Raw genomic sequence first — 26,897 nt, forward strand, 5'->3', positions numbered from 1 at the left:
CGATCTACCCGGTTCATCGTCCCGGCGATGAAGATTCCCAGGATCCCAGGAGAACCATGCGTCCATCCCTTGCTCTTTCCATCGCCTGTTCCCTGCTGCTCGCCTCGTGCGGCAGTACCCAGACGGCCCTCTCGCCCTCCGCCGCCATCCTGGCGCAGACCCAGAAGGTCGCTGTCCTGAGCGTGCCGGTGGCCGCCGAGGTCAAGTTCGTCGAGCTGATCCTGACCGACAAGAAGGGTGCCGCCCAGACCTTCAGCGCCGTGCCTGCCGACGGCTCGGCCGTTTTCCAGCTGGGCAAGGTGGGCAACGGTGACTTCCAGGCCGCCGTCCGTGCCTACGACGCCTCCGACAAGAAGGTCGTGCTGTACAAGGGGGCGGCGCCGGTCAACCTCAAGGCGGGCACCGCCGCCACCTTCCCGGCCCTGACCCGCGTGTCGGCCAGCGTGACGGTGAACGCCACGCCCACGCTGGACAAGACCGCGACCTTCACGGCGAAACTCGGTGAGACCAGCCTGCCCATGACGGTGGCCGGTGGCGTGGCCAGCGTGAAATTCGCCGACGTGCCCACCGCCCGCAGCCTGAGCGTGACCGTGCAGGGCAAAGCCAGCGACGGCCAGCCTACCCAGACGGGCTCGGCCACCTTCACGCTGGGTGACGGCGGCGCGACCGTGCCCGTGACCCTGAGCGAGATCGCCAGTTGCCCGGTGGTGGAGGGCGCCGTGACCGCCATCCCTGCCATCCAGGGCAGCGGCGCCGCCAGCCCCCTGGTGGGCCAGAGCGTGACCGTGCGCGGCGTGGTGACCAGCGACCTGCAGAGCGGTCTGGGCGGCTTCTACGTGCAGGACGCGGCCGGCGACAGCGACCCCGCGACCAGCGACGGCGTGTTCGTCTTCACCGGGCTGGGCAGCGCCGCCGCGCCGCAGCCCGTGGCGGTGGGCGACCTCGTGCAGTTCACCGGCACGGTCAAGGAGTTCAAGAGCCCCGCCACCGCCACCGAATCGGCCACCCAGCTCGATACGGTCAGCAACTTCGTCAAGTGCGCCCCTGGCCTGGTCGTCAAGCCTGTGGAGGTCAAGGCGCCCTTCAACGACCTGGAGCGCTACGAGGGGATGCTGGTTACCTTCCCCGAGAAGCTGACGGTCACCGACAACTTCAGCTACGGCCGCTTCGGCGAGCTGGGCCTGTCGGCCGGCGGACGGCTGTTCAACCCCACCAACGGCAACGTGAGCCCGGCCCCCAGCGCGGCCGAGCTGGCCGCCCGCCGCATCATCCTGGACGACCGCAGCAGCCGCCAGAACCCGGCCACCGTGGCCTACCTGGAGGGTGGCACCCGCCGCACCGGCGACACCGTGACCGGCCTGACCGGCGCGCTGCACTTCGCCAACAATGCCTTCAAGGTGCAGCCCACGGCCGACCCGGTGTTCGTGAACGAGAACCCGCGCAGCGCCACCCCCAAAGCGGTGGGCGGCACGCTGACGGTGGCCGGCGCCAACGTCCTGAACTACTTCACCACCTTCGGCGCCTCCACGGATCGCGGGGCCAGCTCGGCCTACGAGTTCGGCCGCCAGAAGACCAAGGTGATCGCGGCCCTGAAGGGTCTGGACGCCGACATCGTGACCCTGATGGAGGTGCAGAACAACGGCGATGCGGCCCTGAATGATCTGGTCGCCGGGCTCAACACTGCCTACGGCGCCGAGACGTACAAGGCCGTGCAGACCGGCGTGATCGGCACCGACGCCATCAAGGTCGCCATCATTTACAAGCCGGCGCGCGTGCGGCCCGTTGGCAGCTTCGCCATCGACCCCAACCCCGTCTACAGCCGCCCCCCGCTGGCCCAGAGCTTCCAGGATCTGGGCAAGGGGGGCGTGCTGACCGTCGTGGCGAACCACTTCAAGAGCAAGGGCTCGTGCCCGACCTCGGGCGACGTGGACACCGGCCAGGGCTGCTGGAACCAGCTGCGAGTGCAGCAGTCGCAGGCGCTGCTGAGCTTCGCCCAGACCCTCAAGACCCGCGTCAATGATCAGGACGTGCTGATCATGGGCGATCTGAACGCCTACGGCCAGGAAGATCCGATCAACACCATCGTCGCGGGCGGGTACGCCAGCTTGAACCTGCGGATTCCCGAAGCAGACCGCTATTCGTACCAGTTCGGCGGGCTGTTCGGCTACCTGGATCACGCGCTGGCCACGACCAACCTGAACTCCCAGGTGACCGGCATCACCGAGTGGCACATCAACGCCGACGAGCCGGTGTTCATCGACTACAACGTGGAGTTCAAGAACAACCCCAACTGCGTGGGCACGAACTGCACGAGCCCCGACCTGTACACCCCGGATGCCTTCCGCGCCTCCGACCACGACCCCGTGCTGGTGGGCCTGAACCTCAGCGCCGACACCGTGACCGAGCCCGTGACGCCGCTGAGCGTGAGCGCGACCGGCCCCGACACCGTGACCGCCGGCCAGCCCTACACCCTGAGCGTCGGCGCGGGCGGCACCCCGGACAGCCTGAAGGTGAACTGGGGCGACGGCAGCGCCGAGGAGACCCTGGCTGCGGGCGCCACCAGCGCGGCCCACACCTACGCCTCAGCCGGCCCCGTGACTATTACTGTGACCGCCACGCGCGGCGCGGAAACCAAGACCGCCACGAAGAGCGTGACCGTGAATTCGGCGCCTGTGACGGGCGCGGGCCGGCTGGTCATCAGCCAGGTCTACGGCGGCGGCGGCAATACTGGCGCGCCCTTCACCAACGACTTCATCGAGATCTTCAACGCGGGGAGCGGCCCGGTCAACCTGAACGGTTACTCCGTGCAGTACGCCAGCGCGACAGGAACGAGCTGGGCGGTGACGCCTCTGGGCACCGTCAACCTTGCGGCCGGTCAGTATTACCTCGTGCAGGGAGCAGCCGGAACGACTGTCACCAACGCCCCCCTGCCCACCCCGGACGTGATCGGAACCACGAACCTGAGCGGCACCAACGGCAAGGTGGCCCTGGCCTCCAGCACGGTGGCGCTCACGGGTATCAATCCTGTAGGCGGAGCCCTGGTTGACCTCGTCGGCTACGGTTCGGCCAATGGCTTTGAAGGGAATGCAGCGCCGGCGCTTTCCAACACCACCGCTGGTCTGCGCGCCGGGAACGGCTGCACCGACACCAACCAGAACGGCGCGGACTTCGCGGCTGGTGCCCCCACGCCGCGCACCACCGCCTCGCCCGCGAACATCTGCCCCTGAGGCTGAGGCCAGACTAAAGAACCACCTTTCCCGTGGGGCAGGCGCAAAAGCAGCCTGCCCCACGCTTTTCGTCGTCCAGATGCCGCCGCCCGTGTTAGCCTCGCGGGCGTGATTCGCTCTTGATCTCCGGGATGATGCTGGCCGTCATCGGTGTGGGCCTGCTGGCCGGTGTGCTAGGCGCGATCCTGGGGCTGGGCGGCGGCGTGGTCGTCGTGCCGGCCCTGGAATTCGTGCTGCCCTATTTCGGCCGCGAGATCACCATCCAGCAGGCGGTGGCCGTGAGCCAGATCGGCGTGCTCGCGGTGGGCCTGAGCGGCGCGGCCAGCTACCTGCAGCAGGGACTGGTGCGCGCCCGCACCGGCTACCTGCTCTCGCCGTACACCATCCTGGGCGGCGCGGTGGGCAGCGGCCTGGGCCTGATCCTGCCCGCTCGCGCCGTGGCGACCGTGTTCTCGCTGCTGCTGCTGTATTCGGCGTATAACCTGCTGCGCGGCCTGAAGCGCGTGGAGGTCGAGCGCACGCCCAGCCGATTAGTGCCGCCCGCCATGACCTTCGCGGGCGTGATGAGCGGCCTGCTGGGCATCGGCGGCGGCACGGTGCAGGTGCCGTTGCTGAACCTGCTGGCGGGCGTGCCGATCCGGCAGGCCATCGCCACGAGCACCTTCATCATGGGCCTGACCGCGGTGGGCAATGCGCTGGTGTATCAGGCGGGGGGCCTGCTGGACGTGAGACTGGCCGCCGGCGTGGCGCTGGGCGTGCTGGTCGGCGCGCGGGCCGGGGCCAGCCTGCAGAGCCGCATTCCCGCCGCACAGCTCAAGTTGTTCTTCAGCCTGCTGCTGATCTTCACGGCCGGGCAACTGCTGTGGAAATACTGGGGGAACGCATGAGCGGCCCACAGCCCGGCGAGAACCCCGAGCTGGCCGGGCTGCCCGCCTGGCTCTATCCGCTGGGCTTCTGGGTGGGCGTGGCCGCGCTGGCGCTGGGCATGCTCGTGCCGGGGCTGGCGGTGGCCGGCGTGGTCTGGGTGGCGGCGGTGCCGGTGCTGGCGGCCCTGTGGGTGGCGCTGGCGGCCTGGAAAGTGGATCGGCGCCTGAGTCTGGCGGCGCTGATGGCGCTGGCCGGGCTGGCCGTGGTGTTCGTGGTCAAGCAGTGGATCTGAGGGGCGGCTGTGGAGGCGGCCGCTTCGTAACGCCGGCACCTCCGCCCGCCCCCAGTCCCGCTAGCCTGCGCTATGCGCCTGCGCTCCTGGCTCCTGCTCGCCGCCCTGCTGGGCTCGCCCGCTGTGGCCCAGCGCACCCCCGAAGCGCTGGTACAGGCGCTCCAGGCGGCGGCGCGGGCGGGCGATGCCCAGGCCTATCAAGCTCTGCTGGGCGGATCGGGCACCTTCCGGATCGAGGGAGCGAATTTCGCGGCCGACCTGAAGCGGGTGCCGCAACCCAGCGTGACCTACCTGCTCTCTGAGGTCAGAATGGCCGGTGACCAAGCCCGCGCCCGCCTGACCCTGAGCTGGGAGCGAGTGAAGGGCGTTCCCTCCCGCGCCACGCTGCCCGTGCGCCTGGAACGGGTGGGCGAGGTCTGGCGCTATGCCGGGGAGGATCTGCAGGCCATTCCCGCCGCGCCCTACGCCCTGTTCGCCGTGAACGAGGCGGGCCTGCCCGAGCGGGCTGCCCCCCTGGCCCCGCTGCTGGGCCGGGCCGCCGGCCGGGTGCGCGAGGCGCTGGGAATCGAGGTGCCGGCCACGGCCACCGTCAAGGTCTACCCGAACATGGACAGCCTCAGCGCCTCGGTGAACCTCTCGCTGCAACCCGTGGGCGGCTGGAACGAGCCCGGCGAGGCCATCAAGCTGATCCTCTCGGACGGCCCCTCCTTCGAGAGCAGTGCCCTGCGCCTGCTCGCCCACGAGTTCACGCATCTGAGCGTGTCGGCGGCGGTGGGGGAGGGCAGCGCCGCTGGTGCAGCGGATAGGCGCGTGCCCTGGTGGCTGCACGAGGGGCTGGCGGATCATGTGTCGCGGGCCTACTGGACACCGTCGGCCGTGACCTCCCGTCAGGAGCGCATGACCGGCTACGCCAGGGCAGGCTGGGTGCCGCTGGAGGAGCTGAGGGACTTTCCGGCTGTTCCCGAGGAGCGCTGGAAATATGTGTACGCGCAGGGGCTGGGGGTCGTGGACTTCCTGGCGGCGACGAAGGGGCAAGGCGCCCCGTTGGCGCTGGCTCGCGCTTTCGCGGCGTCCACCTCTGGGGCCGATGAGGCCGCCCGCTCGCTGGGCTACGCCTCCTTCGCCGCGCTGGAGGAGCAGGCCCGCGCGTGGCTGGCGGCCCGCTGAACCTTATTTCCTGCAGGTCAGATTCACGCGGAAGCTGGGATCTTTCACCGTGTACTTCAGCGGCGTGTTCGCCACCCCCTGCGGGTCGATAGGCACGACCAGTTTCACGGGCTTGCCGCTCTGCCCGTCGGTCTCGAAGTCCAGGGAGACCGTCAGCGCCTCGCCGGGCAGGAAGCCCCGGTCGCGCAGGTCGACCACGGAGCTGTTCACGCCGATGACCCGCCCGCTGTCGAGCTGCAGGTCGTAGCGCCCGCCGCCCGAGCCGCCCGTGCTGACGCCCGCCTGCGCGCTGCCGTTGCGCGTCTCCAGCCGCACGCGCCAGAGGGTACCCTCCTGCTTTACGTCCAGCACGCGCAGCCGCCACACGCCGTTGAAGAGGGGCTGGTTCAGGCAGCCCTCCACCGCGCTGATCTGGTTCGCGCCGCCCTCTGCTCCCTGGGAAGCCAGCAGGAGCACACTGCCCCTGAGAGTCACGCCGATGCCCGCCGCCTTCAGGGCGTCCACGCTCACATAGGTTCTGCCCCCCTGCACGATGGCGCCGCCCGGCACAGCCCGGCCGTTCCACTGCACGGTGTAGGTGGTGGCGGCGAGGGCCACGGCGCTCAGGGTCAGCAGGCTGGCGATCAGGACGGACGTGCGGCGCATGGGAACCTCCGGGGGCAGGGGAGAGGCGGCAGTACCTCGGCTCAGGCAGGCGAGGTGCCCCCAGCATGAAGCCTGGGAAGTGATCGAGCCATGACCGGGGCGTGGCCGTTTGTGGACAAAGCTCCCGCCCTCCCCTAAAATTTGAACCGAGTACAATATTTATGAACGCGGCCCCTCTCCCGAACCCGGCGGGCCGCGCCATACTCGAAGACCGACCGCAGGAGGCCCTATGAAGATTCAGAAAGCTGCCGTACTCGGCGCCGGAGTGATGGGCGCCGCCATCGCCGCGCAACTCGCCAACGCAGGCATTCCCGTGCTCCTCCTGGACATCGTGCTGCCGGACAACCCGGATCGCAATGCCCTGGCCAAGCAGGGCATTCAGCGGGCGCTCAAGGCCCGCCCCGCCGCCTTCATGGATGCCAGCCGCGCCGCGCTGATCACGCCCGGCAACCTGGAAGACGACCTGAAGAAGCTCAAGGATGTGGACTGGGTGCTGGAGGCCGTCGTCGAACGCCTGGACGCCAAGCGCGACCTGTGGGCACGGGTCGAGGCGGTGGCCAAGAAGACCGCCATCCTCTCCAGCAACTCGTCCGGCATTCCCATGCACCTGCAGATCGAGGGCCGCGGCGAGGACTTCCAGCGCCGCTTCGTGGGCGCCCACTTCTTCAACCCGCCGCGCTACCTGCACCTGCTGGAAGTGATCCCCACGCCCAAGACCGACCCCGAGGTGCTGAAGACTTTCAGCGAGTTCGGCGAGAAGGTGCTGGGCAAGGGGATCGTGGTCGCCAACGACGTGCCGGGCTTCGTCGCCAACCGCATCGGCGTGTACGGCATCGTGCGGGCCATGCAGCACATGCAGAAGGCGGGCCTGACGCCCGCGCAGGTCGATCAGCTCACCGGCCCGGCGCTGGGCCGCGCGAACTCGGCCACCTTCCGCACGGCCGACCTCAGCGGCCTGGACATCATTGCGAAAGTCGGCAGCGATCTGGGCAAGGTGACGCCCGCCGACGAGGACTTCACCCTGACGGGCTGGTTCACGGCGATGGTCGAGAAGGGCATCCTGGGCGATAAATCCGGCAGCGGCTTCTACAAGAAGACCAAGGGGGCCGGCGGCAAGACGGTCATCCTGAACCTGAATCTGGACTCCATGGAGTACGAGGATCAGGGCAAGGTGAAAGTGGCCGCCGTGGAGGCCGTGAAGGGGCGGCCCCTGCCCGAGCGGGTGCGCGCCCTGTACGCGGCCGAGGGGCCCGAAGGCGACTTCCTGCGCGGCGTGATGAACGACGGCTTCTGGTACGCCGCCAAGATGGCCGGAAACGTGTCGAACCGCCTGCAGGACATCGACAACGCCCTGAAGTGGGGCTTCGGCTGGGAGCAGGGGCCCTTCGAGACGATGGACACCCTGGGTGTGCAGACCGTCATCGCCAATCTGGACGCCGAGGGCCGCACCCTGCCGCCCCTGCTCGCCGCCATGAAGGCCAGCGGGCGCGAGCGGTTCTACGACGGGAACGAGACCGTCACGCCGGAAGGCCAGCCGACCCCGTACCAGGCGCCCTATTTCATCCTGAGCGACCTGAAGAAGGACGCCACGAAGGTCGTCAAGAAGCGGGCCGGCGCCTCGGTCGTCGATCTGGGCGACGGCGTGCTGCTGGTGGAGTGGCACGCCAAGATGAACGCGCTGGGTGAGGATCAGCTGCGCGCCGTGCAGGACGCCCACAAACTGGTGCAGGACATGGGCTACGCGGGCCTCGTGCTGGGCAACCAGGGCGAGCACTTCAGCGCCGGGGCCAACCTGCCGCTGGTGCTCTCGCAGGCGCAGGCCGACGAGTGGGACGAACTGGACGAGTCCATCAAGCAGTTTCAGCAGGTCACCACGTCCATGCGCTTCAGCCCGCACCCCACCGTGGCGGCCCCCTTCGGCCTGACCCTGGGTGGCGGCGCCGAATTTACGCTGCACGCCGACCACGTGGTTGCCAGCGCGGAACTGTACATGGGTCTGGTCGAGGTCGGCGTGGGTCTGATTCCCGGCGGCGGCGGCACCAAGGAAATGCTGCTGCGCTTCACCGATCAGCTGCACCCCGGCCAGCAGAGCGGCGCCACGCTGCTGCCCGCCGTGCAGCGCGCCTTCGAGCTGATCGGCACCGCCAAGACCTCGACCTCGGCCCTGGAGGCCCGCTCCCTGGGCTTCCTGCGTGACCACGACACGGTCGCCATGAACAGGAACCACATCCTGCAGGAGGCCAAGCGCATGGTGCTGGCCCTGGCGCCGGATTACGTGCAGCCCACGCCCCGCACCGACATCCCCGTGATGGGCGACGCCGCCATCGCCGCCATCAAGAGCGCGCTGTACGGCATGCACCAGGGCGGCTATGTCACCGACTACGACCTCGTGGTCAGCGAGCAGCTCGCCCGCGTGCTGTCGGGCGGCGTCGGCAACAACCGCATGGCGAAGGTCAGCGAACAGCATCTGCTCGACCTGGAGCGCGAAGCCTTCCTGATCCTGCTGGGCAAGAAGGGCACCCAGCAGCGCATCGACCACATGCTCAAGACGGGCAAGCCGCTGAGGAACTGAACGGAGGCCGATAGCAGATGGCGGATGGCAGAAGGCAAAAGACCGTGTTAGATGCAGGCCAGTTTTTTCCATTCGAGAATCTGGAGGTGTACCACCTGTCCGTCGATTTGGCAGCACAGGTCTACGCGCTGACCCAGACGCTGCCTGCGGATGAGCGGTTTGGTCTGACCAATCAGCTACGCCGTGCGGCCACGTCTGTTACGCTCAACATCGCCGAGGGCCGGGGAAGGGGAACGGACAAAGACTGCTGCCGGTTCCTGATGCAGTCTCGCGGCTCTCTCTACGAGGTGGTGAGCGGGCTACATCTCGCCACACGCCTGAAGTTCGTTTCCGTTGAGGCAACAGCTGCACCCAACGAGCAGGCCCGACTGCTCGCAGCAAAGCTCACGGCCCTGATCAACCGGTTGGGCCACCCATGAGCCACCTGCCATCTGCCATTCGCCATCTGCCATCTGCTCTGGCCCGCCTCCAGACCATCCGCAAACGCCGCGCCCTCGCGTGGGGAGCGTTGGCGTATGCCGGGATCGTCTTCGCGGGAGCATTTCTAGGGGCGGAGATCACCCTGCGGTCTAAGACCAAATGGGTGAAGGGCGTCTTCGTGCCCATCGGTCGGCGCGGCAACGACATCTTCCTGCCGGCAGGCGTCGAAACGATGTCACGCGGGGTGGTCGGCATCGTGCCGCTGCTGCCGAACAAGGGCCACGCCGTCCTGGGGCCGCAGAGGCTGGCGGGCACGCTGGTCAGGCGACCCGTCTTGCAGGAGCGCGGCGTGCTGCCCAACGGCGCGCTGGCCTGGGTGTCCACCTTCGTCTACAACGGCACGCCCCAGCAGCTCGGCATCGATTTCGAGCACACGGTGGTTCAGACCCCGGTGGGCGAGATGCCCGCCTGGCACGTCCCGCCGCGCAAAGGTGACAGTGACGCCATCGCCATCGTCATCCACGGGCACGGGGGGCAGCGGGCGCAGGCGCTGCGGATGCTGCCGGCGCTGATGCGCTCGGGTGTGGGCTCGCTGTTCGTCACCTTCCGCAACGCCTTCGGGGCGCCCCGGGTCGGCAAGGGCTACCTCGGCCTGGGCGACGTCGAGGCCGAGGACGTGCTGGCCGCCCTGCACTGGGCCAGGGAGGCCGGCTATAGACGTGCCGTGCTGTACGGCTTCTCGATGGGCGGCAACATCGCCCTGAGCGTGCTGCGCGAGAAGTTCATGCCCTTTCCCATCCCGGTCACGGGCGTCATGCTCGACTGCCCGGCGCTGGAGTGGCGCGACACCATCCGCTGGCAGGCGCAGCGGTTCGGGCTGCCGAAGCTGCTGGCGCGGCACGTCGGCCGCTTTACCGAGTACATCGTGACCCGCCGATCCGGGCAGGACTTCGATGTGGTCGACCAGCTGGCCGCCGCGCCGGGCTTCAAGGTGCCCATTTTGCTGTGGCACGGCACGCGCGACCGTACCATTCCCATACGCCAGTCCGACGCCCTGGCCGCTGCCCGCCCCGACCTGGTGGAGTACCACCGCATTGAAGGTGGCAAGCACATCCGGGTCTGGAACATCGACCCGAAGGGGTACGACCGGGCGCTGGAGGCCTTCATCGAGCGCGTTCTGCCCGGAGTGAACCGTGACTGAACCGACCCCCACCCACCATCAACGATCACCACTCAACAAAGGAGCTTTCCATGCGTGACGCTGTCATCGTATCCGCTGTTCGTACCCCCGTGGGCCGTGGCATCAAAGGCACCCTCGCCAACACCCGCCCCGACGACCTCGCCGCCCTGGTGCTGAACGAGGCCGTGCGCCGCGCGGGCGTGGACGTGAATCTGGTCGAGGACGTCTACTTCGGCTGCGCCATCCCCGAGGCCGAGCAGGGCCTCAACATCGCCCGGCTGGCGGCGCTGCGGGCCGGGATGCCCGACTCGGTGGGCGGCGTGACCGTCAACCGCTTCTGCTCCAGCGGCCTGCAGACCATCGCCATGGCGGCGGCGGCCATCCAGGCGGGGCAGGCCGAGGTAATGCTGGCCGGCGGCGTGGAGTCCATGAGCATGTTGCCCATGAGCGGCCACAACCCCAGCCCCAACGCCGATCTGGTCGATTCGCGCCCCGGCGCCTACATCGGCATGGGCCTGACCGCCGAGAACGTGGCGGCCAAGTACGGCATCTCGCGCGCCGATCAGGACGCCTTCGCCTTCCGCAGCCACCAGCGCGCCGCCGCCGCCCAGGACGCCGGCAAGTTCGACGCCGAGATCGTCGCCGTGCCGGTTCGCCGGGACTCCATGAAGGGCACCAAGCTCAAGTCCGAGTCGATCAACTTCGACAGGGACGAGCTGATCCGCCGCGACGCCAACCTGGACGACATGGGCAAGGTGCGCCCGGCCTTCAAGGCGACCGGCTCGGTGTCGGCCGCCAACTCCAGCCCCTTCTCGGACGGCGCCGCCGCCGTGCTGATCATGAGCAGCGAGAAGGCGCAGGAACTGGGCGTCAAACCCCTGGCGAAGTTCCTGGGCTTCGCGGTGGCGGGCGTGGAACCCGAACTGATGGGCATCGGCCCGGTCAAGGCCGTCCCCAAGGTGCTGGCGCAGACCGGCCTGACCCTGGCGGACATCGACCTGATCGAGCTGAACGAGGCCTTCGCGGCGCAGTCGCTGGCCGTGGCCCGTGAACTGGGGCTGAACGAGGAGATCATGAACGTGAACGGCGGCGCCATCGCGCTTGGGCACCCGCTGGGCTGCTCCGGGGCCAAGCTCGCCACGACCGCCATCTACGAACTGCGGCGGCGGGGCGGTGGCAAGGCGCTGATCACCATGTGCATCGGCGGCGGCATGGGCGCGGCCGGCATCATCGAGGTCTACCCGGAAGAGGCGCTGGCCGCCGACTGAGCGCAGGAATGGGGAGGGGGACGGACATGCACAGTCCGTCCCCCTCCCGGCGTTTGGGGATCAGCGCGTCAGGAACGCCTTTGCCGCCTGCTTCAGCGTCGTAGAGCTGGATTTCATGGCCTGGAGGTTCACCGTCTGCTGGGCCATCGCCTGAGCGGCCATCGTCCGCGCCTGAACCCTGGCCTGTGCCAGCGCTGTAGCGTTGGTCGGCACCACGGCCGAAGTCTGCAGCAGCGCGACCACTACAGCCGTCGTCGGGGTGCCGGCGGCGTCCAGGATGGCGCCGGTGCCTGAGAAAGCCGCCTTGCCCTCATAGGTGCCCATAGTGTTGTCGCTGTCCAGGCCGAGGAAATACAGGGCGACGTTGTTGACATCCGTGTCGACCGTGAAGGCCGTTTCCAGCTTCCCGGCCGCGCTGATCGGCCCCATGATGGAATAGCCCAGTCGCGTCTTGGCTGCATTCTGGTACGTGCCGAAGGCGGCAGTTCGTCCCTCGTTCGTGTCCTGCTCGGAGAAAACAACTGCTCCCGAATCGACGACGTTTCCGGAGGCGTCGCCCAGTGCCCAGCCCCAGACGCCCTGGTACAGCGTGGGCTGTGGTTGCGGCTGTGGCTGGGGCGAGGGGTCGCCACCACAGGCGGCGAGGAACAGGACGCAGGTCAGGGCAGGCAGGAGGAGTTTGCTCACACTTCCACTCTAGGGGTTCCAGCCCGGCGGCAGTGCCCTGACCGGGCACGTTCCCCCCATATGCCCCCAATCGCCATTTCGGGCCTCACTTCGGGAAGGTGCCGGCGCGCACCACCACCAGATTGGCCGGGTCGATGTACTTCTTCAGGGCGGCCTGCGCCAACTGAGGGGTCACCGCCGCGATCTTCGCCTCCAGATCGGCGCTGAAGGCGTAGGTGCGGCCCAGGTAGGCCTGCCGCGCCAGGCTGCCGACCAGCGTGGCGTCCTCGGAGCGGGCCACGCGCGACTCCTGCAGGATGGCCGAGCGGGCCGACGTGATCTCGGCGTCGGTAAAGCCCGTGCCCAGCGCTTTTGCCAGCTCCTCGCGCATGGCGGTCACGACCCTCTCGGTCACGCCCGGATTGAAGATGGCGTAGGCCGTGAAGCTGCCCTTCTCGTCCTCGCTGCTCACGCTGATATTGCCGCCTGCGCCGTAGCTCAGGCCGTCCTGCTGGCGCAGGCGATTGAACAGGCGCGAGTCGGTGCCCGAGCCGAACACGCGCATGGCGACCGCCAGGGCCGCGTAGTCCGGGTGGTCGTCGCGCAGGGGGAAGTTCAGCCGCGCCAGATAGATGGCGTTGGCCTTGTCGGGCACGTTCACGACCAGATCACTGCTCTTCGGCGTGACCAGCGGCAGGTTGATCCGCTCGTAGGGCACGCCGCTGGTGAAGCCGCCCAGGATGCCGGGCAGCGCCGCCGTGACCGTCTGCGGGTCGAAATCCCCGACCGCCGCGACCTGCACGGACGCCGCGCCCCAGACCTTCGCGTAGTAGTCCTTCACCTGCTCCAGGGTCACCGCGCGCACGTCTTCGAGCGACTCGTCCAGCGTGGGCACGTAGCCCAGGTCGCCGCGTTTCGCGCCAGGCTGGGCGAACTGCCGGCTCAGGGCCAGACTCGCCACGCTCTGCGGGTCGTTGCGGCCGTTCTCAGCGCCGTCCAGGGCGGCCTTCTTCAGCTCGTCGAAGTCGGCCTGCGGGAAGACCGGCTCGCGCAGCACACGGCGCACGAGTTCCAGCGCTTCAGGCAGGTTCGTCCGGTCGGTGCTGAGGCGCACCGTGGCCCCCGCCGCCCCGCCGCTCACGCTCAGCTGGGTCTTGATGGCCTCCAGGCGGTCGTTGAGCTGCTGGCGGGTCAGATCCTTGCTCCCGCGCGTCAGCAGCGGCGCGATGAAGTCGGCCGCGTCGTCGCCGCTCCTGACCGTCTCGGGGTTGCCGAAGTTCAGGCTGAGCACCAGCTCGATGCGCCCCCCGCGGGTCTTCTTGGGCAGCAGCGCCACCTTCGCACCGGCAACCACGCTGCGCACGGTGCGGGCCTCCAGCGCCGCCGGCTCGGGCGGGATGGTCTCGCCCGCCGCCTGTGCCGCGCGGGCCTGGAAGCCCCTGAGCACCTCGGCGGCGCTGGGCGCGGCGCCCACGGCCACGCGGTCGGGATCGCCGGTGGGCACGAAGACGCCCAGGGTGCGGTTGCTGGGCTTCAGGTAGGCCTTCGCCACGCGGGTCACGTCGGCGGCGCTGACCTTCTCCAGATCGTCGCGCAGCTTGAACAGCAGCCTCCAGTCGCCGGCCGCGATGTACTCCGAGAGGGTCACGCCGACCTGCTCGGGCTTGGCGAGCAGCTGCTCGAAGCTGCTGACCACGCGGGCGCGCACGCGGGCCACGTCCTCGTCGGTAAAGGCCGTCTGCCCGGCCTCTTCCAGGGTTCTGATCAGGGTCGCCTGGGCGGGCGCGGTGTCGTCGTCCTTGCCCAGCACGGCGGCGTACATCAGCAGCCCCGGGTCAGAGGCCGAGTTCGTCAGGGTGCCGATGGCGGTGGCCTGCTTGCTCTGCACCAGCGCCTTGTAGAGCCGCCCGGCGGGTTCGTCGGCCAGGATCTGGTCGAGCACCAGCAGGGCGGGCATGTCGGGGTGGCGCACGCTGGGCATGTGGTAGGCGGTGAGCAGGATGCGCTGGTCGCCCACCCGCCGCACGGTCACGCTGCGTTCGCCGTCCTGTGGGTTTTCCACGGTGTACTGGGCGGGCAGCGTGCGCCAGGGCCTGCGGATCTTGCCGAAATCGCGGGCGATCTGCGCCAGGGCCGCCGCCGCGTCGAAGTTGCCGGCCAGCGTCAGCACGGCGTTGTCGGGCTGGTAGTAGCGCCGGTAGAAGTCCTGCAGGCGCGTGATGGGCACGTTCTCCACGTCGCTGCGGTTGCCGATGGCGGTGTTGCCGTAGTTGTGCCAGTCGTAGGCCACAGACCTGACCTGTTTGTACAGCAGCGAGAAGGGGTCGTTCTCGCCGGACTCGAACTCGTTGCGAACCACCGTCATTTCCGTCTTCAGGTCGCTGGCGGCGATCTTCGAGTTCACCATGCGGTCGGCCTCCATGCTCAGCGCCCAGGCCAGGTTGTCGCCGGTGTTGGTCATGGTCTCGAAGTAGTTCGTGCGGTCTTCGCTGGTGGTGCCGTTGAAGTCGGCGCCGCGCCTCCCCAGGCTCTCCAGGATGTTGCCGCTGGTCGGCGTGCCCTTGAAGACCATGTGTTCCAGCAGGTGCGCCATGCCGGTCTCGCCGTAGCCCTCGTGGCGGCTGCCCACCAGATAGGTCACGTTCAGGGTGAAGGTCGTGGCCGAGGTGTCCGGGAACAGCAGCACGCGCAGCCCGTTGTTCAGGCGGTACTCGCGGATGCCCTCGGCCTCGGTCACGAACTTCACCCCGGCGGGCAGGGGAGTCGTGGGGGCCGGGGCGGGCGCGGTCTGGGCTGGAGCCGTCTGGGCCCAGGCAGTCTGGGCGGGCGTCCCGAGCAGCAGCAGACCAGACAGCAGCAGGGTGGCGGGAAGGCGCAGAGACGGTGAGCGCATGGAACCTCCAGGGGGCTAAAACGGAAATGTGATGGACGGGATGAGCGAGCTTCAGGGTAACGCCCCCCTGGAGATCTGGTTGAACGTCGGCCCACGATTGTCTGGAGCCGACCCATGGGTTATGAGTGTGAAGTGCGGTTGGGTCGCGTGAACCCCTCCGCCCCTGCGGGGCACCTCCCCTCAAAGGGAGGCAAGGAGAAGCACGGCTGGCACGCCCTTCCTGGCTCCCCTCGAGGGGAGCTGGCGCCGAAGGCGACTGGCTGGTACAGCTGCGAAGCAGAGGGGTCGTCCGCCGCGCAACCGAATCCCCCCCGTCCAGACCCTCCCCCCACCCGCCCAGGTGCGCTAGCCTCGCCCCCATGTCTGCCCCCGTTCCTGCCCGCTCCCGCCTGCGCCTGCGCCTGTCTCCGGCGGCAGAACTGCACGTGCGCGGTGGGCATCCCTGGGTCTACGAATCGAGCGTGCGCGATCAGAACCGCGAGGGCGACGCGGGCGAACTGGCCGTGGTCTACGACCGCCGCGACCGCTTCCTGGCCATCGGCCTGTACGATCCGCATTCACCGCTGCGGGTGCGCGTGCTGCACACCGGAGCGCCCGCCACCCTGGACGACGCGTGGTGGGGGGAGCGTCTGGACGCCGCCCTGCGCCTGCGTGCCCCGCTGTTCGGCGCCGATACCGACGGCTACCGGGTAGTGAACGGCGAGTCCGACGGCTGGCCGGGGCTAGTGATCGACCGCTACGCCCATGTGCTGGTCTTGAAGCTCTACACCGCCGCGTGGTTTCCGCATCTGGAGCGCGTGCTGAAACTACTGGAGGAACGCTTCCTGGACTCCTCGGTGGTGCTGCGCCTGAGCCGCAATATCCAGACCCACGCGGCCCAGGCGGGGCTGCACGACGGTCAGGTGCTGGCGGGGCACGTCGACGACGCGCCCGTGGTCTTCCACGAGACCGGCCTGGCCTTCGAGGCCGAGGTGCGGCGCGGCCAGAAGACCGGGTTTTTTCTGGATCAGCGCGAGAACCGCCGCCGGGTGGAGCGGCTGGCACGCGGGCGGCGCGTGCTCAATGCCTTCTCCTTTTCCGGGGGTTTCTCGCTGTACGCCGCGCGGGGCGGGGCCACCGAGGTTGTCAGTCTCGATCTCAGCGCCCACGCTCTGAACAGTGCCGCGCGCAACTACGCCCTGAATCCTAAGCTCACGGCGCCCCACGAAACCATCCAGGCGGATGTCTTCGACTGGCTGACCCACACCGGGCGGGCGTTCGATCTGATCGTGCTCGATCCGCCCTCGCTGGCACGGCGGGAGACCGAGAGGGCGGGCGCCATCCGGGCCTACGGCAAGCTGGCCGCCGACGCCACCTCGCGCCTCGCGCCCGGCGGCATCCTGGTCAGCGGGTCATGCTCCGCGCATGTCAGCGCCGACGAGTTCTGGGACGCCGTGCGGGACGCGGCCACACAGAGCGGCCGCCCGTGGAAGGAACTGGCGACCACCCGCCACGCGCCGGATCACCACGCCAGTTTCGCGGAGGCGGAGTACCTCAAGGCGATCTATCTCCAGTTGGAGTGAGAGGCCGGCCCGCTGTTACGTCCCTGGCGTAACATGGCCCTGTGTCGGCCCCGACCCGCAAGATCATCCACATCGACATGGACGCCTTCTATGCGTCCGTCGAGCAGCGCGACGATCCTGGGCTGCGCGGCGTGCCACTCGCCGTCGCCTGGGGCGGCAAGCGCAGTGTGGTGCTCACGGCTTCCTACGAGGCGCGGCCCTTCGGCGTGCGCTCGGCCATGCCGCTGCACTGGGCGCTGGAGCGCTGCCCGGGGCTGCGGGTGGTGCCGCCCCGCTTCGAGGCGTACCGCGAGGTCAGCCATCAGATCCGCGCCGTGTTCGCACGGTATACGGGGCTCGTCGAACCGCTCTCGCTGGACGAGGCGTATCTGGACGTCAGCCAGCCGCTCCAGGGCGGCCCCAGCGCGACCCGTATCGCGGGGGCGATCAAGGCGGACATCCGCGCCGAGACCGGCCTGAGCGCCACGGCCGGCGTGAGCGTCAACAAATTCCTCGCCAAGCTCGCCAGCGGCATGAACAAGCCCGACGGCCTGACCGTGCTGCTGCCGGGGCAGGTGGACGCCCTGCTGGCCGGACTGCCGGTGGGCGACTTTCACGGCATCGGCCCCGTGACCGCCGGGAAACTCTCGGCGCTGGGCATCCACACGGGCGCCGACCTGCGGGCCACGCCACCCGCGCAGCTGAGCGCCCTGTTCGGCCGGGTGGGCGAGCATTTCTGGCGCATCGCGCATGGCCTGGATGACCGGCCTGTGGAGGCGAACCGCCCGAACAAGAGCATCGGCGCCGAGGAGACCTACAGCGACGATCTGCGCGAGGTCTCGGCTGTGCAAGGGCGCCTGCCGGTGCTGGCCGAGGCCGTGCAGCGGCGCCTGGAGCGCGCCGGGCTGGCCGGGCATACCTTGGTGCTGAAGCTGAAGTTCGACGACCGCAGGGTCCTCACGCGGCGGGTCACGGTGCCGATGCCCGTCCACGAGGGTGCCGATCTCGTCCGCGCGGTGACGCCCCTGCTGAGCGCCGATCTGCTCGCGGGCCGGGGTGTGCGCCTGGCGGGCATCACGGCGGCAGGCCTGTGCCCGGTGGGGGAGGTGCCCGCCCAGCCGTCGCTGTTTGCGGAACTGGGGGGCCATCCATCGGGCTGAGACTCTGAGTGTTCCTCAACCCCCCGTCAGTCCCGAATGCAGGCGCTCCAGATCGGCCTCGGCACTCAGTAGCGCCGGCAGCGAATACCGCGTCATCATCTCCAGCGCGTGCTCGTCCTGATCCGGGCGGGTGTTCTCGCGCAGCACCCAGCCGATGTCCACGGCGAGGTCTTCCAGCGGGCGGCGGCAGAGGTAGAAGCCCAGCAGGTCGGGGTTAGGCGTGAAGGCCCGGCCCAGACCGTCCCGATACGCGGGCAGCACCTCCGGTAACTGAGCGTGCAACATCCACAGATCATGTTCCGGCGGGGCCAGGCGGGCGGTCTCCCAGTCGACGATCCACAGCTCGCCCGCCGCGTCCTTCATCACGTTGCCCCCGTGGGCGTCGGTGTGGCAGACGACCAGGGGAGCGGGGTGTGAGCGGGCCGCCGCCTGGAAGCGCCGGGCGCGCTCCAGCAGCCCTTCTATCGCGGCTATGTGCGGCCGCAACAGCTCGCGCAGCGCCTGCACGCCGGGCCGTGTGTCGTGCGGCGTCTGGGTGAGATGCTGCAGGTCGCTCTGCAGGGCTGTCTCGAAGGGCAGGCCGAAGTCCTCAGGCGCCACCGGCAGGTGGGGCGCGGCGGCGGTGATGGTCGCCGTGCCCGCGTGCAGGCGCCCGAGCAGCCCCGCGACCTCGTGCCCATATGCGTCCCACTCGCCCGACAGGTTCGCGGCGTCGATGCAGTCGTACGCGAAGACCGCGTGGCCGTCCAGATTGGCCATGAACCCTCCATCTCGTGCGGGAATCGGCCGATTCACCCGTGGCAGGATGGCCGCTCCGCGCAGCACGTTCAGCAGCGGCACCTCGGCGCTTGCCCGAGCGGTGGTCTCTCTTCCGAAGGGGGTGTCGGGCAGGACTTTCAGGAAGGCGCGGCCACTCGGCCCGTCCACCCGGTAGGCGGGCGCCGTGCCGTCCGGGATGAACGTCAGGCTCCGCGCGTCCAGCCCGAACGCTGAGCGCGTCCGCTCCAGCAGGGCGGCGTGGGACAGGGGCGGCTCGGTGCTCATGGGCGTGGATGATCGTTGACGGTGAACAGCTTCCCTCATCTCCCAACGACCATCCAGCACTACCTCCGCTCCCGGTAGCGCCGGATCAGCGCGTTCGTCGAGCTGTCGTGCTCCAGTTCCGGCTCGGCGGCGCCCAGCTCGGGCACGATCCGGCTCGCCAGCACCTTGCCCAGCTCCACCCCCCACTGGTCGAAGGAGTTGATGTTCCACACGGCCCCCTGCACGAAGACCTTGTGCTCGTACAGGGCGATCAGGGCGCCCAGCGTGCGCGGGGTCAGGCGGTCGGCCAGGAGGGTGTTGGTGGGGCGGTTGCCCTCGAAGACCCGGTGCGGGGCCAGTTCGGCGTCCACTCCCTCGGCGAGCACCTGCTCCAGCGTCTTGCCGAAGGCCAGGGCCTCGGTCTGCGCGAAGACGTTCGCCATCAGCAGGTCGTGGTGCGGGGCGCCGCCCTCCAGGGGCAGCGGGTTGAGGGTCTGACAGAAGCCGATGAAGTCGCAGGGGATCAGCTTGGTGCCCTGGTGGATGAGCTGGTAGAAGGCGTGCTGCCCGTTGGTGCCGGGCTGGCCCCAGATGACCGGCCCGGTCTGGTAGTCCACCAGCTGGCCCTCCAACGTGACGTGCTTGCCGTTGCTCTCCATGTCGAGCTGCTGCAGGTAGGCCGGGAAGTACGCGAGGTACTGGTCGTAGGGCAGCACGGCGTGGCTCTGGGCATCAAAGAAGTTGTTGTACCAGATGCCCAGCATTCCCAGCAGCACCGGCAGGTTGCGTTCCAGCGGCGCCGTCCGGAAATGCTCGTCCATGTCGTGGAAGCCGGCCAGCAGCTCGCGGAAGCCCTCCGGCCCCACCGCCAGCATCAGGCTCAGGCCGATGGCAGAGTCCAGCGAGTAGCGCCCCCCCACCCAGTCCCAGAAGCCGAACATGTTGGCGGGGTCGATGCCGAAGGTCTGCACCGCTCCGGCGTTGGTCGAGACGGCCACGAAGTGCCGGGCCACCGCCGCGTCGTCCCCCAGCGCCGCGAGCAGCCAGGCGCGGGCACTCCGGGCGTTCGCCATCGTCTCCTGGGTCGTGAAGGTCTTGGAGGACACGATGAACAGCGTCTCGGCGGGGTCGAGATCGCGGGTCTTCTCGACCAGATCGGTGCCGTCCACGTTCGACACGAAGCGCAGGGTCAGCCCCTGCTGGGCGTAGTGCTTCAGCGCCTCGGAGGCCATCACCGGCCCCAGGTCGCTGCCCCCAATGCCGATGTTCACGATGTTCTTCAGGGGCCGGCCGGTGTGGCCCCGCCACGTGCCGCCGCGTACGCTGTCGGCGAAGGCGGCCATCCGATCCAGCACCTCATGGACATCGGGTACCACGTTTCGGCCGTCCACCATCACCGAAGCGCCGCGGGGCGCGCGCAGGGCCGTGTGCAGCACCGCGCGGCTCTCGGTGACGTTGATCTTCTCGCCCGCGAACATGGCGCCCCGCCGGGTCTCCACACCGGTCTCGCGGGCCAGATCAAGCAGGAGTGTCAGGGTCTGATCCGTCACACGGTTCTTGCTGTAATCCAGATAAAGGCCGGCGCCCTCGGCGTTCAGGCGCTCGCCACGGGCCGGGTCGGCCGCGAACAGGTCTCTCAGGTTCCACTCACGTGCGTTCTGGACGTGACTGAGCAGGGCAGTCCAGGCGGCGGTCTCGGTCAGGTTCACGGGCATCAGGCATTCCTCCCAGGGGGCCGGGTGTGACCCACCCACCCCAAACCCTGCCACCATACCCCCCCAAGATGGCCCTTGGCTTAACTTGTCCACCCGTGAGAAAGGCGTGCCAGCGCGGCCCCTACGCTATGGCCATGCAACGGAAGGTTCCTCTTACGCCCTGGGAGTCTCGGGGCACCCCCGCTCCCCTGAATCCGGTTCGGCGCCCGGCTGGCCAGGGGGCTCAACGCGCCGCCTACACCCCACAGACGCTGACCTCCGCCCTGATCGCCGAGGAACAGCGCCAGGTCTTCGCCATCCTGAACCGGCTGCGGCAGGCCCGGCTGCGCTGAGCCAGGACGACCCACAGGTCAGCGCAGGCAGGTCAGAGCCGCCCGTCACCAGGCCCGGTACCACCACCCCTACCACCCACAGGAGAACCCGGACGAACGAGTGTCCGGGTTCCTTTCTGTCGTGCCGGTGATCCGTGCCGGGTGTGCTGTCCCTGCCGTCACCCTGCCGGGGCGGGGTCGTCCGTGCTCCGGGCCGCAGATTGAGGGGCCATCACGCCGTACATGAGCAGCGAGAAGCGCTCCTGCCAGTCACGCAGCACCTCGCGCTGGTCGCGGTGGCCGCCGTGCAGCAGGGCCAGCAGGCAGGCGTCCACGAACAGCACGCTGAGCATGGACACGTTCGCCTCCGGGCGCAGGCGCCCCTGGGTCTGCATGGCCAGCAGCACCGGCTCGACCAGCGCCGCCAGGGTCAGGGCCGTTCTCAGCGGATCGCCGGGCAGGAGCGAGCGCAGGCCAGGCGCAGAGGACTGGCTGGCGGTGGCGGCCGGCGGAGCCGCTCCGTCGCTTCCGGCGCCGGGCGTCAGGTTCAGTGTCGGCGGCGCCACCAGCACGGCCTGACCCACCGCGCCCACCAGATGGCGGTAACGCACGCCCAGATCGGCCATCCGCAGGGTCACCTGATCCCAGACCAGCTGGGGGCTGGCGCCGGCTCGCAGGCGTTCCAGGGCGTCGTCCCGGCTGGCGGCCACCGCCTTCTCGAAATGGGCCAGTAGCATGTGCACCTTGCTGGGAAAATAGCGGTACAGGTTAGTACGGCTGACGTAAGCCGCCTGCGCGATGTCCTGCGCGCTGATCGCGTCCAGGCCACGCTGGGCGAACAGCTCGAACGCCACCCGCGCAATCCGGTCGCGCCGGGCCTGATCCTGTTCGGAGCGGTCGACCTTCACGCCCCCAGCATACCGTGGGGGCTGCTGTCCACGGCACCGCCCACCCAGAGCGCACATTCATCTCTCGGGGTGATCGCCCGGTTTGTCCGTTTCCGGGAGCGGCCGGTGCCGGTCGGGTTGCGGGCGGGCGTTTCGCCCCTGCACTTCCCACCATACCCCTTTCCTTAAGCAAAGGCTGTGAAGTGTTCGCCTGACAGCGGGTGTGGCCTGGCCTAGAGTGAAATCACCAGCGCCGGACAGGTTCGACTGGGCGGCGCCGGGAAAGGGATGGGTGATGCCGTGCACATCTATAAGCTGTCAGGCCGGAACGTTGAGGTCACCGATGCCATGCGCGTATATGTCGAAGAGAAGCTGACGCGCCTCGACCGGTACCACGATCAGATCACGGACGCCAGGGTGACCCTGACCGTGCGCGATGTGCGGGACTCCACCCGCCGCAACCGGGTCGAAGTACAGCTGAACGTGCCCCACGGCATCATCCGCGCCGAAGAGCACCACGCCGACATGTACGCCGCCATCGACAAGGCCAGTGACGTGCTGGAGCGGCAGCTGCGGAAATTCAAGACCCGCTACATGAAGCAGCGCCACGACGGCGCGCCCCAGCCCGAGCCCGGCCCGGCCGAGGCTGATGTGGACGCCGGTTTCGACGACGTCAGCGATTTCCAGCCCGAAATCGTGCGAACCAAACGCTTCGAGCTGCGGCCCATGAGCCCGGAGGACGCCGTGGCCCAGATGGAAGCCCTGGGGCATGATTTCTACGTGTTCGTGAACATGAAGGGTGGGCAGTCCGGCGTGGTGTACCGCCGCAAGGACGGTCACTACGGCCTGATCGAGCCCAGTGCCTGAATAAGCCCAGTGCCTGAATGAGCCCAGCGCCTGAATAAGCCCAGTGCCTGAATGAGCGCAGTGCCTGAATAAGCCCAGCGCCTGAACGAGCGGGGGACTGAGGACTGGCCGGGCCAGCAGAGGAAGCCAGCAGAGGGGGAAGGGGAGATCAGTCCCTCCCCCCTCTGCTCTGGTGTAGGGGCCGCAGCCCCCGCCCGGCGATCTGCTACCCTGCGGCGTTGTGATCGCGTATGTGATCAATCCCGGAACCAGTGGCGTGAAGCTCGCCTGCGCCGTCATCGAGCCGAGCGCGAATCCGTCGTTGCCCGGCCAGCTGCGCCTGAGCCTGACGCGCGCCGAGTTGCCGCTGGACACGCCGCCCGGCGCCGCCGACGTGCCGGAACTGGCCCGCCGTATTGGGGAGCTGACCGCCGACTGGGCGACCCCGGACGCCATCGTGGGGCGGGGCGGGCTGATCGGGCAGGTGGGCGCCGGCACCTACCCGGTGACGCCGGAACTGGCGGCCTACGCCGTGCAGGGCGACTTCGCGGCGCACCCGGAGAACCTGGGCGGAGCGCTGGCGCTGGCTGTGGCGCAGGCGCGCGGCGTGGACGCCTACATCGTCGATCCGCAGAGTGTGGACGAGCTGCTGCCCGAAGCCCGCGAGACCGGCCTGCGCGGCCTGCGGCGCAGCGCGCAGTTCCACGCCCTGAACGCCCGGGTGGCCGCCCGCCGCGCCGCCCATGAGGTCGGCAGGAGGTTGCAGGACTCCCGCGTGGTCGTGGCCCACCTGGGCGCCACCACCAGCGTCACGGCCTTCGAGCAGGGCCGCGCCATCGACACCACCGGCACTGACGGCGGCCCGATGGGCGCGCTGCAGAGCGGCCCGTTGCCCGCCCGGATGCTGCTGGCCCTGGCGCGCGAACACGGCGAGGCGCGCGCCCTGCAACTGCTGGGCAGCGAGGGCGGCTTCCTCTCGCTGGCCGGCAGTGCCAACCTCCGGGAACTGGAGGCCCGGGCGGTCAGCGATCCCGACGTGCAGGCCGCTACCGCCGCCTTCGTGCATCAGGTCTGTAAGGCGGTGGGCGCGCAGACCGGCGCCCTGAGTGCCCGCCCCGACGCCATCGTGCTCACGGGCGGGATCGCGCGCTGGGACGAGCTGGTCGACCGCATCGAGCGGCGGCTGGCCTGGATCGCCCCCGTGCTGGTGATTCCCGGCGAGCTGGAGCTCGAAGCGCTGGCCGAGGGCGCCGGCCGCGTGCTGCTGGGCCTGGAACCCGCCCGCGAGTGGAAGTCGCCGGGGGCCGTGACCCTTGACGAGACCGCGGCCGAATCACCGGCCGGGTCACCCGAAGGGACGTCCCCCGGAACGCCTGCCGGTGGGCGCTAGATGGCCCGTCGTCCGGCCCGCTCCGCGCCCATGCCGCTCCGCGCCACCAGCATGTGGCGGGTGGATCAGGTCTTCCTGAACCGCAAGGGCCTGCGCGTCGAGGTGGTCTGCTCGCTGGTCAACGATCAGGGCGGGCTGCGGAACCTGAGCGTCACCGCGCCCACGGAAGACCCGGTGGAGGCCGTGCGGCACGCGGCGCGCTTCATCGCCGGGAAGGGCAACGTGAGCGGCGCCCGGCAGGCCCGCGTGCGTTGGACGCGGGAGCAGGCCACCACCGAGCAGGACGCCCTGATCCGCGACCGCGCCCTGGAAGACGAATTCCTGGACGAGTTCGAGGAGACCCTGGCAGCCGTCCGCGATCAGCAGCGCTGATCAGGCTGCCGGGCCCCGAAAGTTCGGTCTGAATCCAGCGGCCCGCCTGCGCTCCTGGGAGACGCCGGGGGCTGCTCGCCCCGCACGGGACGTCCGGGCACCGTCATAAATGGCTGTGAGCCTGATCCGTCCCGGCCACGAACCTGCATCTCAACAGAATCGGCATGGGAGGGCCGCGCCGGATGGACGTGGACGCTGGACGACGGGCCGGGGGTCAGGTGTACACTCGCCACTACACAACGCACCACCCCGCTCTGTGCCCCGGTGTCCGTTCGCACGCCCCTGTTCCCCTTCACAAAGGATCGGTGGTCATCCGTGCCAGTCCGTATTGTCAGTCTCGCCGCGCACAGCGGCGCTGGGAAAACGACGCTCTCTGAAGCCCTGCTGCACCGAAGCGGGGCCACTTCACGTATGGGCCGGGTCGAGGACGGCACCACCCATTCGGATCACACCGACGCCGAGAAGCAGCACGGCTTTTCCATCACGACCGGCGTGGTGCGCCTGAGCCACCGGGACACCGAGATCACCGTGCTGGACACGCCCGGCTACGCCGACTTCGTGCGCGAGATCCGGGGAGCAGTGCGCGCCGCCGACTCCGCGCTGATCCTGGTGAGCGCGGTCAGCGGCGTGGAGGTCGGCACCGAGCGGGTCTGGGCCACCGCCGACCGCTTCGCCATGCCCCGCGTGGTCGCCGTGAACAAGATGGATCGCGAGCGCGCCGATTTCTTCGCCGTGCTGGCCGATATCAGGGCCAGCCTTAGGGGCCACTCGGCGGCGCTGTTCGTGCCGCTGGGCGAGGGGCCGGACTTCATGGGCGTGGTGAACGTGCTGAGCGGCCAGGCGTCTTCGGGCCTGAGCGTGCCCGATTCCATGCGGAGCCTGCTGCGCGAGTCCCGCGAGCACCTGATCGAGGCCATCGTGGAGACCGACGACGACCTGATGACCCGGTACCTGGAGGGCGATCCCATTCCGGATGACGAGCTGCAGGGCGCCCTGATCCGCGCCGTGCAGGCCGGCACGCTGTACCCGGTGTTGCCGGTGAGCGCGCTGACCGGCGCCGGCGTGCCCGAGCTGATGGATCTGCTGGTGGACGGCCTGCGAAGCGCTTCCCTGCGCGGCCCCGTGACCGGCCTGGACGGCCAGACCCGCGAGCCGCGCCCGGACGCCCCCTTCAGCGCGCGGGTGTGGCGCATGAGCATCGATCCCTTCGTGGGAAAGCTGGCGTACGTCCGCGTGTGGAGCGGCACCCTGAAGCCCGGCGACACGGTTCGCAACACCACCCAGGGCGCCGACCTGAAACCGGCCCACCTGTATGTCATGAACGGCAAGGAACTGACCGAGGTGCCGCAGCTCAGCGCCGGCATGATCGGCGTGCTGACCAAGATCCAGGATCTGCACACGGGCGACACCCTGGCCGACCCGGCCCAGCCCATCGAATACGACCCGCTGTGGCTGCCCGACCCGGCCCACACGGTCGCCCTGCACCCGCTCACCCGCCAGGACGAGGACAAGATCGGCGCCGCGCTCTCGCGGCTGATGGAGGAAGACCCCACCCTGCACTTCTCGCGCGATCCGCAGACCGGCGAGCAGCTGCTGAGCGGCATGGGCGACATGCACACCACCATCGCCATCGAGAAGTTGAGCGCGCTGGGCGTAAACGTGAGCACCACCCCGCCGCAGATTCCCTACCGCGAGACCATCCACGCCCCCAGCAAGGCGCAGGGCAAGCACAAGAAGCAGAGCGGCGGGCACGGGCAGTACGGCGACTGCACCATCCAGATCGCGCCCGGCGAGGGCTACAGCTTCCGCTCGGCCGTGGTGGGCGGGGCCATTCCCGGCAAGTACATCCCCAGCATCGAGAAGGGCGTGCAGGACGCCATGCAGAAGGGGTCGCTGGCCGGCTACCCGCTTCAGGACATCCACGTGACCGTACTGGACGGCAGTTACCACGATGTCGACAGCTCGGACATCGCCTTCCGCACCGCCGGCAGCCTGGCCCTGAAGGCCGCGCTGGAGGGCGCCCGGCCGGGGCTGCTGGAACCCGTGATGTTGCTGAGAGTCCGCGCGCCGGGGCAGTTCACGGGCGACCTGATCGGCGACCTGCAGACCCGCCGCGCCCGCGTGCAGGGCATGGAGCCCGAGGGCACCGTGATCACGGTCACGGCCGTCGTGCCGCAGGCGGAGCTGCAGACCTACTCGGCCGACCTGCGGAGCCTGACCGGCGACCGGGGGGCCTTCTCGGTCAAGCCCCACGGCTATCAGGACGTGCCGGAGCACATCGCGAAAAAGGTGATCGAGGAGCGGAAGGCGGCGCTGGCGAACGCCTGATAGCGGTCACCAGATCAATGGAAGGTGCACACCTTCAAGTGATCTGGGGCGAGCGGACTGGGACAGCTCGGAGAGAGCGAGTGACCGCGACCCACAGCGGTTGGAGTGGAGTTGAAGGGGGTGCAGT

General features: G+C 69.2%; 21 protein-coding genes. 15 read left to right on the forward strand and 6 right to left on the reverse strand.

Annotated features, from left to right (window positions below):
* Positions 1 to 56 precede the first annotated feature (56 nt).
* The 4 genes from CVO96_RS13685 to CVO96_RS13700 all read left to right on the forward strand — a co-directional run bounded on the left by CVO96_RS13685 (position 57) and on the right by CVO96_RS13700 (position 5,553).
* Positions 57 to 3,227 carry an ExeM/NucH family extracellular endonuclease gene (locus CVO96_RS13685; protein WP_103312705.1) on the forward strand — a complete coding sequence of 1,057 codons (3,171 nt, stop codon included), beginning with the start codon at positions 57 to 59 and terminating at the stop codon, positions 3,225 to 3,227.
* Positions 3,228 to 3,358: 131 nt separating this feature from the next.
* Positions 3,359 to 4,114: a sulfite exporter TauE/SafE family protein gene (locus CVO96_RS13690; protein WP_207795315.1), complete on the forward strand. Its 756-nt coding sequence runs from the start codon at positions 3,359 to 3,361 to the stop codon at positions 4,112 to 4,114.
* A complete protein-coding gene (locus CVO96_RS13695; RefSeq protein ID WP_103312707.1) occupies positions 4,111 to 4,386 on the forward strand; it encodes a hypothetical protein in 276 nt (91 codons plus the stop codon). Before CVO96_RS13690 ends, CVO96_RS13695 begins: the two co-directional genes overlap by 4 nt.
* A gap of 72 nt (positions 4,387 to 4,458) precedes the next feature.
* Positions 4,459 to 5,553, forward strand: a complete 1,095-nt coding sequence (locus tag CVO96_RS13700; RefSeq protein WP_103312708.1) for a hypothetical protein — start codon at positions 4,459 to 4,461, stop codon at positions 5,551 to 5,553.
* 3 nt (positions 5,554 to 5,556) lie between these two features.
* Here the strand turns inward: CVO96_RS13700 and CVO96_RS13705 are convergent, their stop codons facing one another.
* Positions 5,557 to 6,198: a hypothetical protein gene (locus CVO96_RS13705; protein ID WP_103312709.1), complete on the reverse strand. Its 642-nt coding sequence runs from the start codon at positions 6,196 to 6,198 to the stop codon at positions 5,557 to 5,559.
* A 229-nt stretch (positions 6,199 to 6,427) separates the two neighbouring features.
* Between CVO96_RS13705 and CVO96_RS13710 the strand changes: the two genes are divergently transcribed.
* From CVO96_RS13710 to CVO96_RS13725, 4 genes are read left to right on the forward strand one after another with little or no spacing between them, the layout of a single operon-like run.
* Entirely contained in the window at positions 6,428 to 8,770 is a 2,343-nt protein-coding gene (locus CVO96_RS13710; protein WP_103312710.1) for a 3-hydroxyacyl-CoA dehydrogenase/enoyl-CoA hydratase family protein, read from the forward strand.
* A 17-nt stretch (positions 8,771 to 8,787) separates the two neighbouring features.
* Positions 8,788 to 9,189, forward strand: coding sequence for a four helix bundle protein (locus CVO96_RS13715; RefSeq protein ID WP_103312711.1), 402 nt, complete (start codon positions 8,788 to 8,790; stop codon positions 9,187 to 9,189).
* Positions 9,186 to 10,391 (forward strand): alpha/beta hydrolase family protein, encoded by a 1,206-nt coding sequence (locus CVO96_RS13720; RefSeq protein ID WP_103312712.1) that lies wholly within the window; start codon positions 9,186 to 9,188, stop codon positions 10,389 to 10,391. The genes CVO96_RS13715 and CVO96_RS13720 overlap by 4 nt, the downstream gene beginning before the upstream one ends.
* Positions 10,392 to 10,441: 50 nt before the next feature.
* Complete coding sequence (locus CVO96_RS13725) at positions 10,442 to 11,638, forward strand: thiolase family protein (protein WP_103312713.1); 1,197 nt, start codon at positions 10,442 to 10,444, stop codon at positions 11,636 to 11,638.
* 60 nt (positions 11,639 to 11,698) lie between these two features.
* Here CVO96_RS13725 and CVO96_RS13730 read toward each other — a convergent pair whose 3' ends face one another.
* Both CVO96_RS13730 and CVO96_RS13735 read right to left on the reverse strand, forming a co-directional pair.
* Positions 11,699 to 12,325, reverse strand: coding sequence for a hypothetical protein (locus CVO96_RS13730; RefSeq protein WP_103312714.1), 627 nt, complete (start codon positions 12,323 to 12,325; stop codon positions 11,699 to 11,701).
* Between the two features lie 85 nt (positions 12,326 to 12,410).
* Complete coding sequence (locus tag CVO96_RS13735) at positions 12,411 to 15,197, reverse strand: M16 family metallopeptidase (RefSeq protein WP_103312715.1); 2,787 nt, start codon at positions 15,195 to 15,197, stop codon at positions 12,411 to 12,413.
* Between the two features lie 359 nt (positions 15,198 to 15,556).
* Between CVO96_RS13735 and CVO96_RS13740 the strand changes: the two genes are divergently transcribed.
* Together CVO96_RS13740 and dinB are read left to right on the forward strand one after the other, a co-directional pair.
* Complete coding sequence (locus CVO96_RS13740; RefSeq protein ID WP_103312716.1) at positions 15,557 to 16,759, forward strand: 23S rRNA (cytosine(2499)-C(5))-methyltransferase; 1,203 nt, start codon at positions 15,557 to 15,559, stop codon at positions 16,757 to 16,759.
* A gap of 41 nt (positions 16,760 to 16,800) precedes the next feature.
* Positions 16,801 to 17,898, forward strand: a complete 1,098-nt coding sequence (gene dinB / locus CVO96_RS13745; RefSeq protein WP_103312717.1) for a DNA polymerase IV — start codon at positions 16,801 to 16,803, stop codon at positions 17,896 to 17,898.
* Between the two features lie 15 nt (positions 17,899 to 17,913).
* Here dinB and CVO96_RS13750 read toward each other — a convergent pair whose 3' ends face one another.
* The gene (locus CVO96_RS13750; protein WP_165795303.1) at positions 17,914 to 18,942 is read right to left on the reverse strand and encodes an aminoglycoside phosphotransferase family protein; all 1,029 of its coding nucleotides are present in this window, start codon (positions 18,940 to 18,942) and stop codon (positions 17,914 to 17,916) included.
* A 59-nt stretch (positions 18,943 to 19,001) separates the two neighbouring features.
* Positions 19,002 to 20,636 carry a glucose-6-phosphate isomerase gene (gene pgi, locus CVO96_RS13755; protein WP_103312719.1) on the reverse strand — a complete coding sequence of 545 codons (1,635 nt, stop codon included), beginning with the start codon at positions 20,634 to 20,636 and terminating at the stop codon, positions 19,002 to 19,004.
* Positions 20,637 to 20,770: 134 nt separating this feature from the next.
* Here pgi and CVO96_RS13760 point away from each other — a divergent pair, with 134 nt between their 5' ends.
* A complete protein-coding gene (locus tag CVO96_RS13760; protein ID WP_133161800.1) occupies positions 20,771 to 20,968 on the forward strand; it encodes a hypothetical protein in 198 nt (65 codons plus the stop codon).
* 158 nt (positions 20,969 to 21,126) lie between these two features.
* Here the strand turns inward: CVO96_RS13760 and CVO96_RS13765 are convergent, their stop codons facing one another.
* Entirely contained in the window at positions 21,127 to 21,855 is a 729-nt protein-coding gene (locus CVO96_RS13765) for a TetR/AcrR family transcriptional regulator (protein WP_103312721.1), read from the reverse strand.
* Between the two features lie 279 nt (positions 21,856 to 22,134).
* On the opposite strand from CVO96_RS13765, the gene hpf reads away from it, so the two are divergent.
* The 4 genes from hpf to CVO96_RS13785 all read left to right on the forward strand — a co-directional run bounded on the left by hpf (position 22,135) and on the right by CVO96_RS13785 (position 26,770).
* Positions 22,135 to 22,701, forward strand: coding sequence for a ribosome hibernation-promoting factor, HPF/YfiA family (hpf, locus tag CVO96_RS13770; protein WP_103313497.1), 567 nt, complete (start codon positions 22,135 to 22,137; stop codon positions 22,699 to 22,701).
* Between the two features lie 220 nt (positions 22,702 to 22,921).
* Positions 22,922 to 24,070 (forward strand): butyrate kinase, encoded by a 1,149-nt coding sequence (locus CVO96_RS13775; protein WP_103312722.1) that lies wholly within the window; start codon positions 22,922 to 22,924, stop codon positions 24,068 to 24,070.
* On the forward strand, positions 24,071 to 24,442 hold the full coding sequence (locus CVO96_RS13780; protein ID WP_103312723.1) for a hypothetical protein: 372 nt from the start codon (positions 24,071 to 24,073) through the stop codon (positions 24,440 to 24,442).
* A 315-nt stretch (positions 24,443 to 24,757) separates the two neighbouring features.
* Positions 24,758 to 26,770, forward strand: coding sequence for an elongation factor G (locus CVO96_RS13785; RefSeq protein ID WP_103312724.1), 2,013 nt, complete (start codon positions 24,758 to 24,760; stop codon positions 26,768 to 26,770).
* Positions 26,771 to 26,897: the final 127 nt, after the last annotated feature.

Origin of the sequence: Deinococcus koreensis (assembly GCF_002901445.1) — a bacterium.
Classification (GTDB): Bacteria; Deinococcota; Deinococci; order Deinococcales; family Deinococcaceae; genus Deinococcus; species Deinococcus koreensis.

Coding starts and splice junctions, on each gene's coding strand:
- CVO96_RS13685 (WP_103312705.1), top strand. CDS start 57: ATGCGTCCATCCCTTGCTCTTTCCATCGCCTGTTCCCTGCTGCTCGCC.
- CVO96_RS13690 (WP_207795315.1), top strand. CDS start 3,359: ATGATGCTGGCCGTCATCGGTGTGGGCCTGCTGGCCGGTGTGCTAGGC.
- CVO96_RS13695 (WP_103312707.1), top strand. CDS start 4,111: ATGAGCGGCCCACAGCCCGGCGAGAACCCCGAGCTGGCCGGGCTGCCC.
- CVO96_RS13700 (WP_103312708.1), top strand. CDS start 4,459: ATGCGCCTGCGCTCCTGGCTCCTGCTCGCCGCCCTGCTGGGCTCGCCC.
- CVO96_RS13705 (WP_103312709.1), bottom strand. CDS start 6,198: ATGCGCCGCACGTCCGTCCTGATCGCCAGCCTGCTGACCCTGAGCGCC.
- CVO96_RS13710 (WP_103312710.1), top strand. CDS start 6,428: ATGAAGATTCAGAAAGCTGCCGTACTCGGCGCCGGAGTGATGGGCGCC.
- CVO96_RS13715 (WP_103312711.1), top strand. CDS start 8,788: ATGGCGGATGGCAGAAGGCAAAAGACCGTGTTAGATGCAGGCCAGTTT.
- CVO96_RS13720 (WP_103312712.1), top strand. CDS start 9,186: ATGAGCCACCTGCCATCTGCCATTCGCCATCTGCCATCTGCTCTGGCC.
- CVO96_RS13725 (WP_103312713.1), top strand. CDS start 10,442: ATGCGTGACGCTGTCATCGTATCCGCTGTTCGTACCCCCGTGGGCCGT.
- CVO96_RS13735 (WP_103312715.1), bottom strand. CDS start 15,197: ATGCGCTCACCGTCTCTGCGCCTTCCCGCCACCCTGCTGCTGTCTGGT.
- CVO96_RS13740 (WP_103312716.1), top strand. CDS start 15,557: ATGTCTGCCCCCGTTCCTGCCCGCTCCCGCCTGCGCCTGCGCCTGTCT.
- CVO96_RS13750 (WP_165795303.1), bottom strand. CDS start 18,942: ATGAGCACCGAGCCGCCCCTGTCCCACGCCGCCCTGCTGGAGCGGACG.
- pgi (WP_103312719.1), bottom strand. CDS start 20,636: ATGCCCGTGAACCTGACCGAGACCGCCGCCTGGACTGCCCTGCTCAGT.
- CVO96_RS13760 (WP_133161800.1), top strand. CDS start 20,771: ATGCAACGGAAGGTTCCTCTTACGCCCTGGGAGTCTCGGGGCACCCCC.
- CVO96_RS13780 (WP_103312723.1), top strand. CDS start 24,071: ATGGCCCGTCGTCCGGCCCGCTCCGCGCCCATGCCGCTCCGCGCCACC.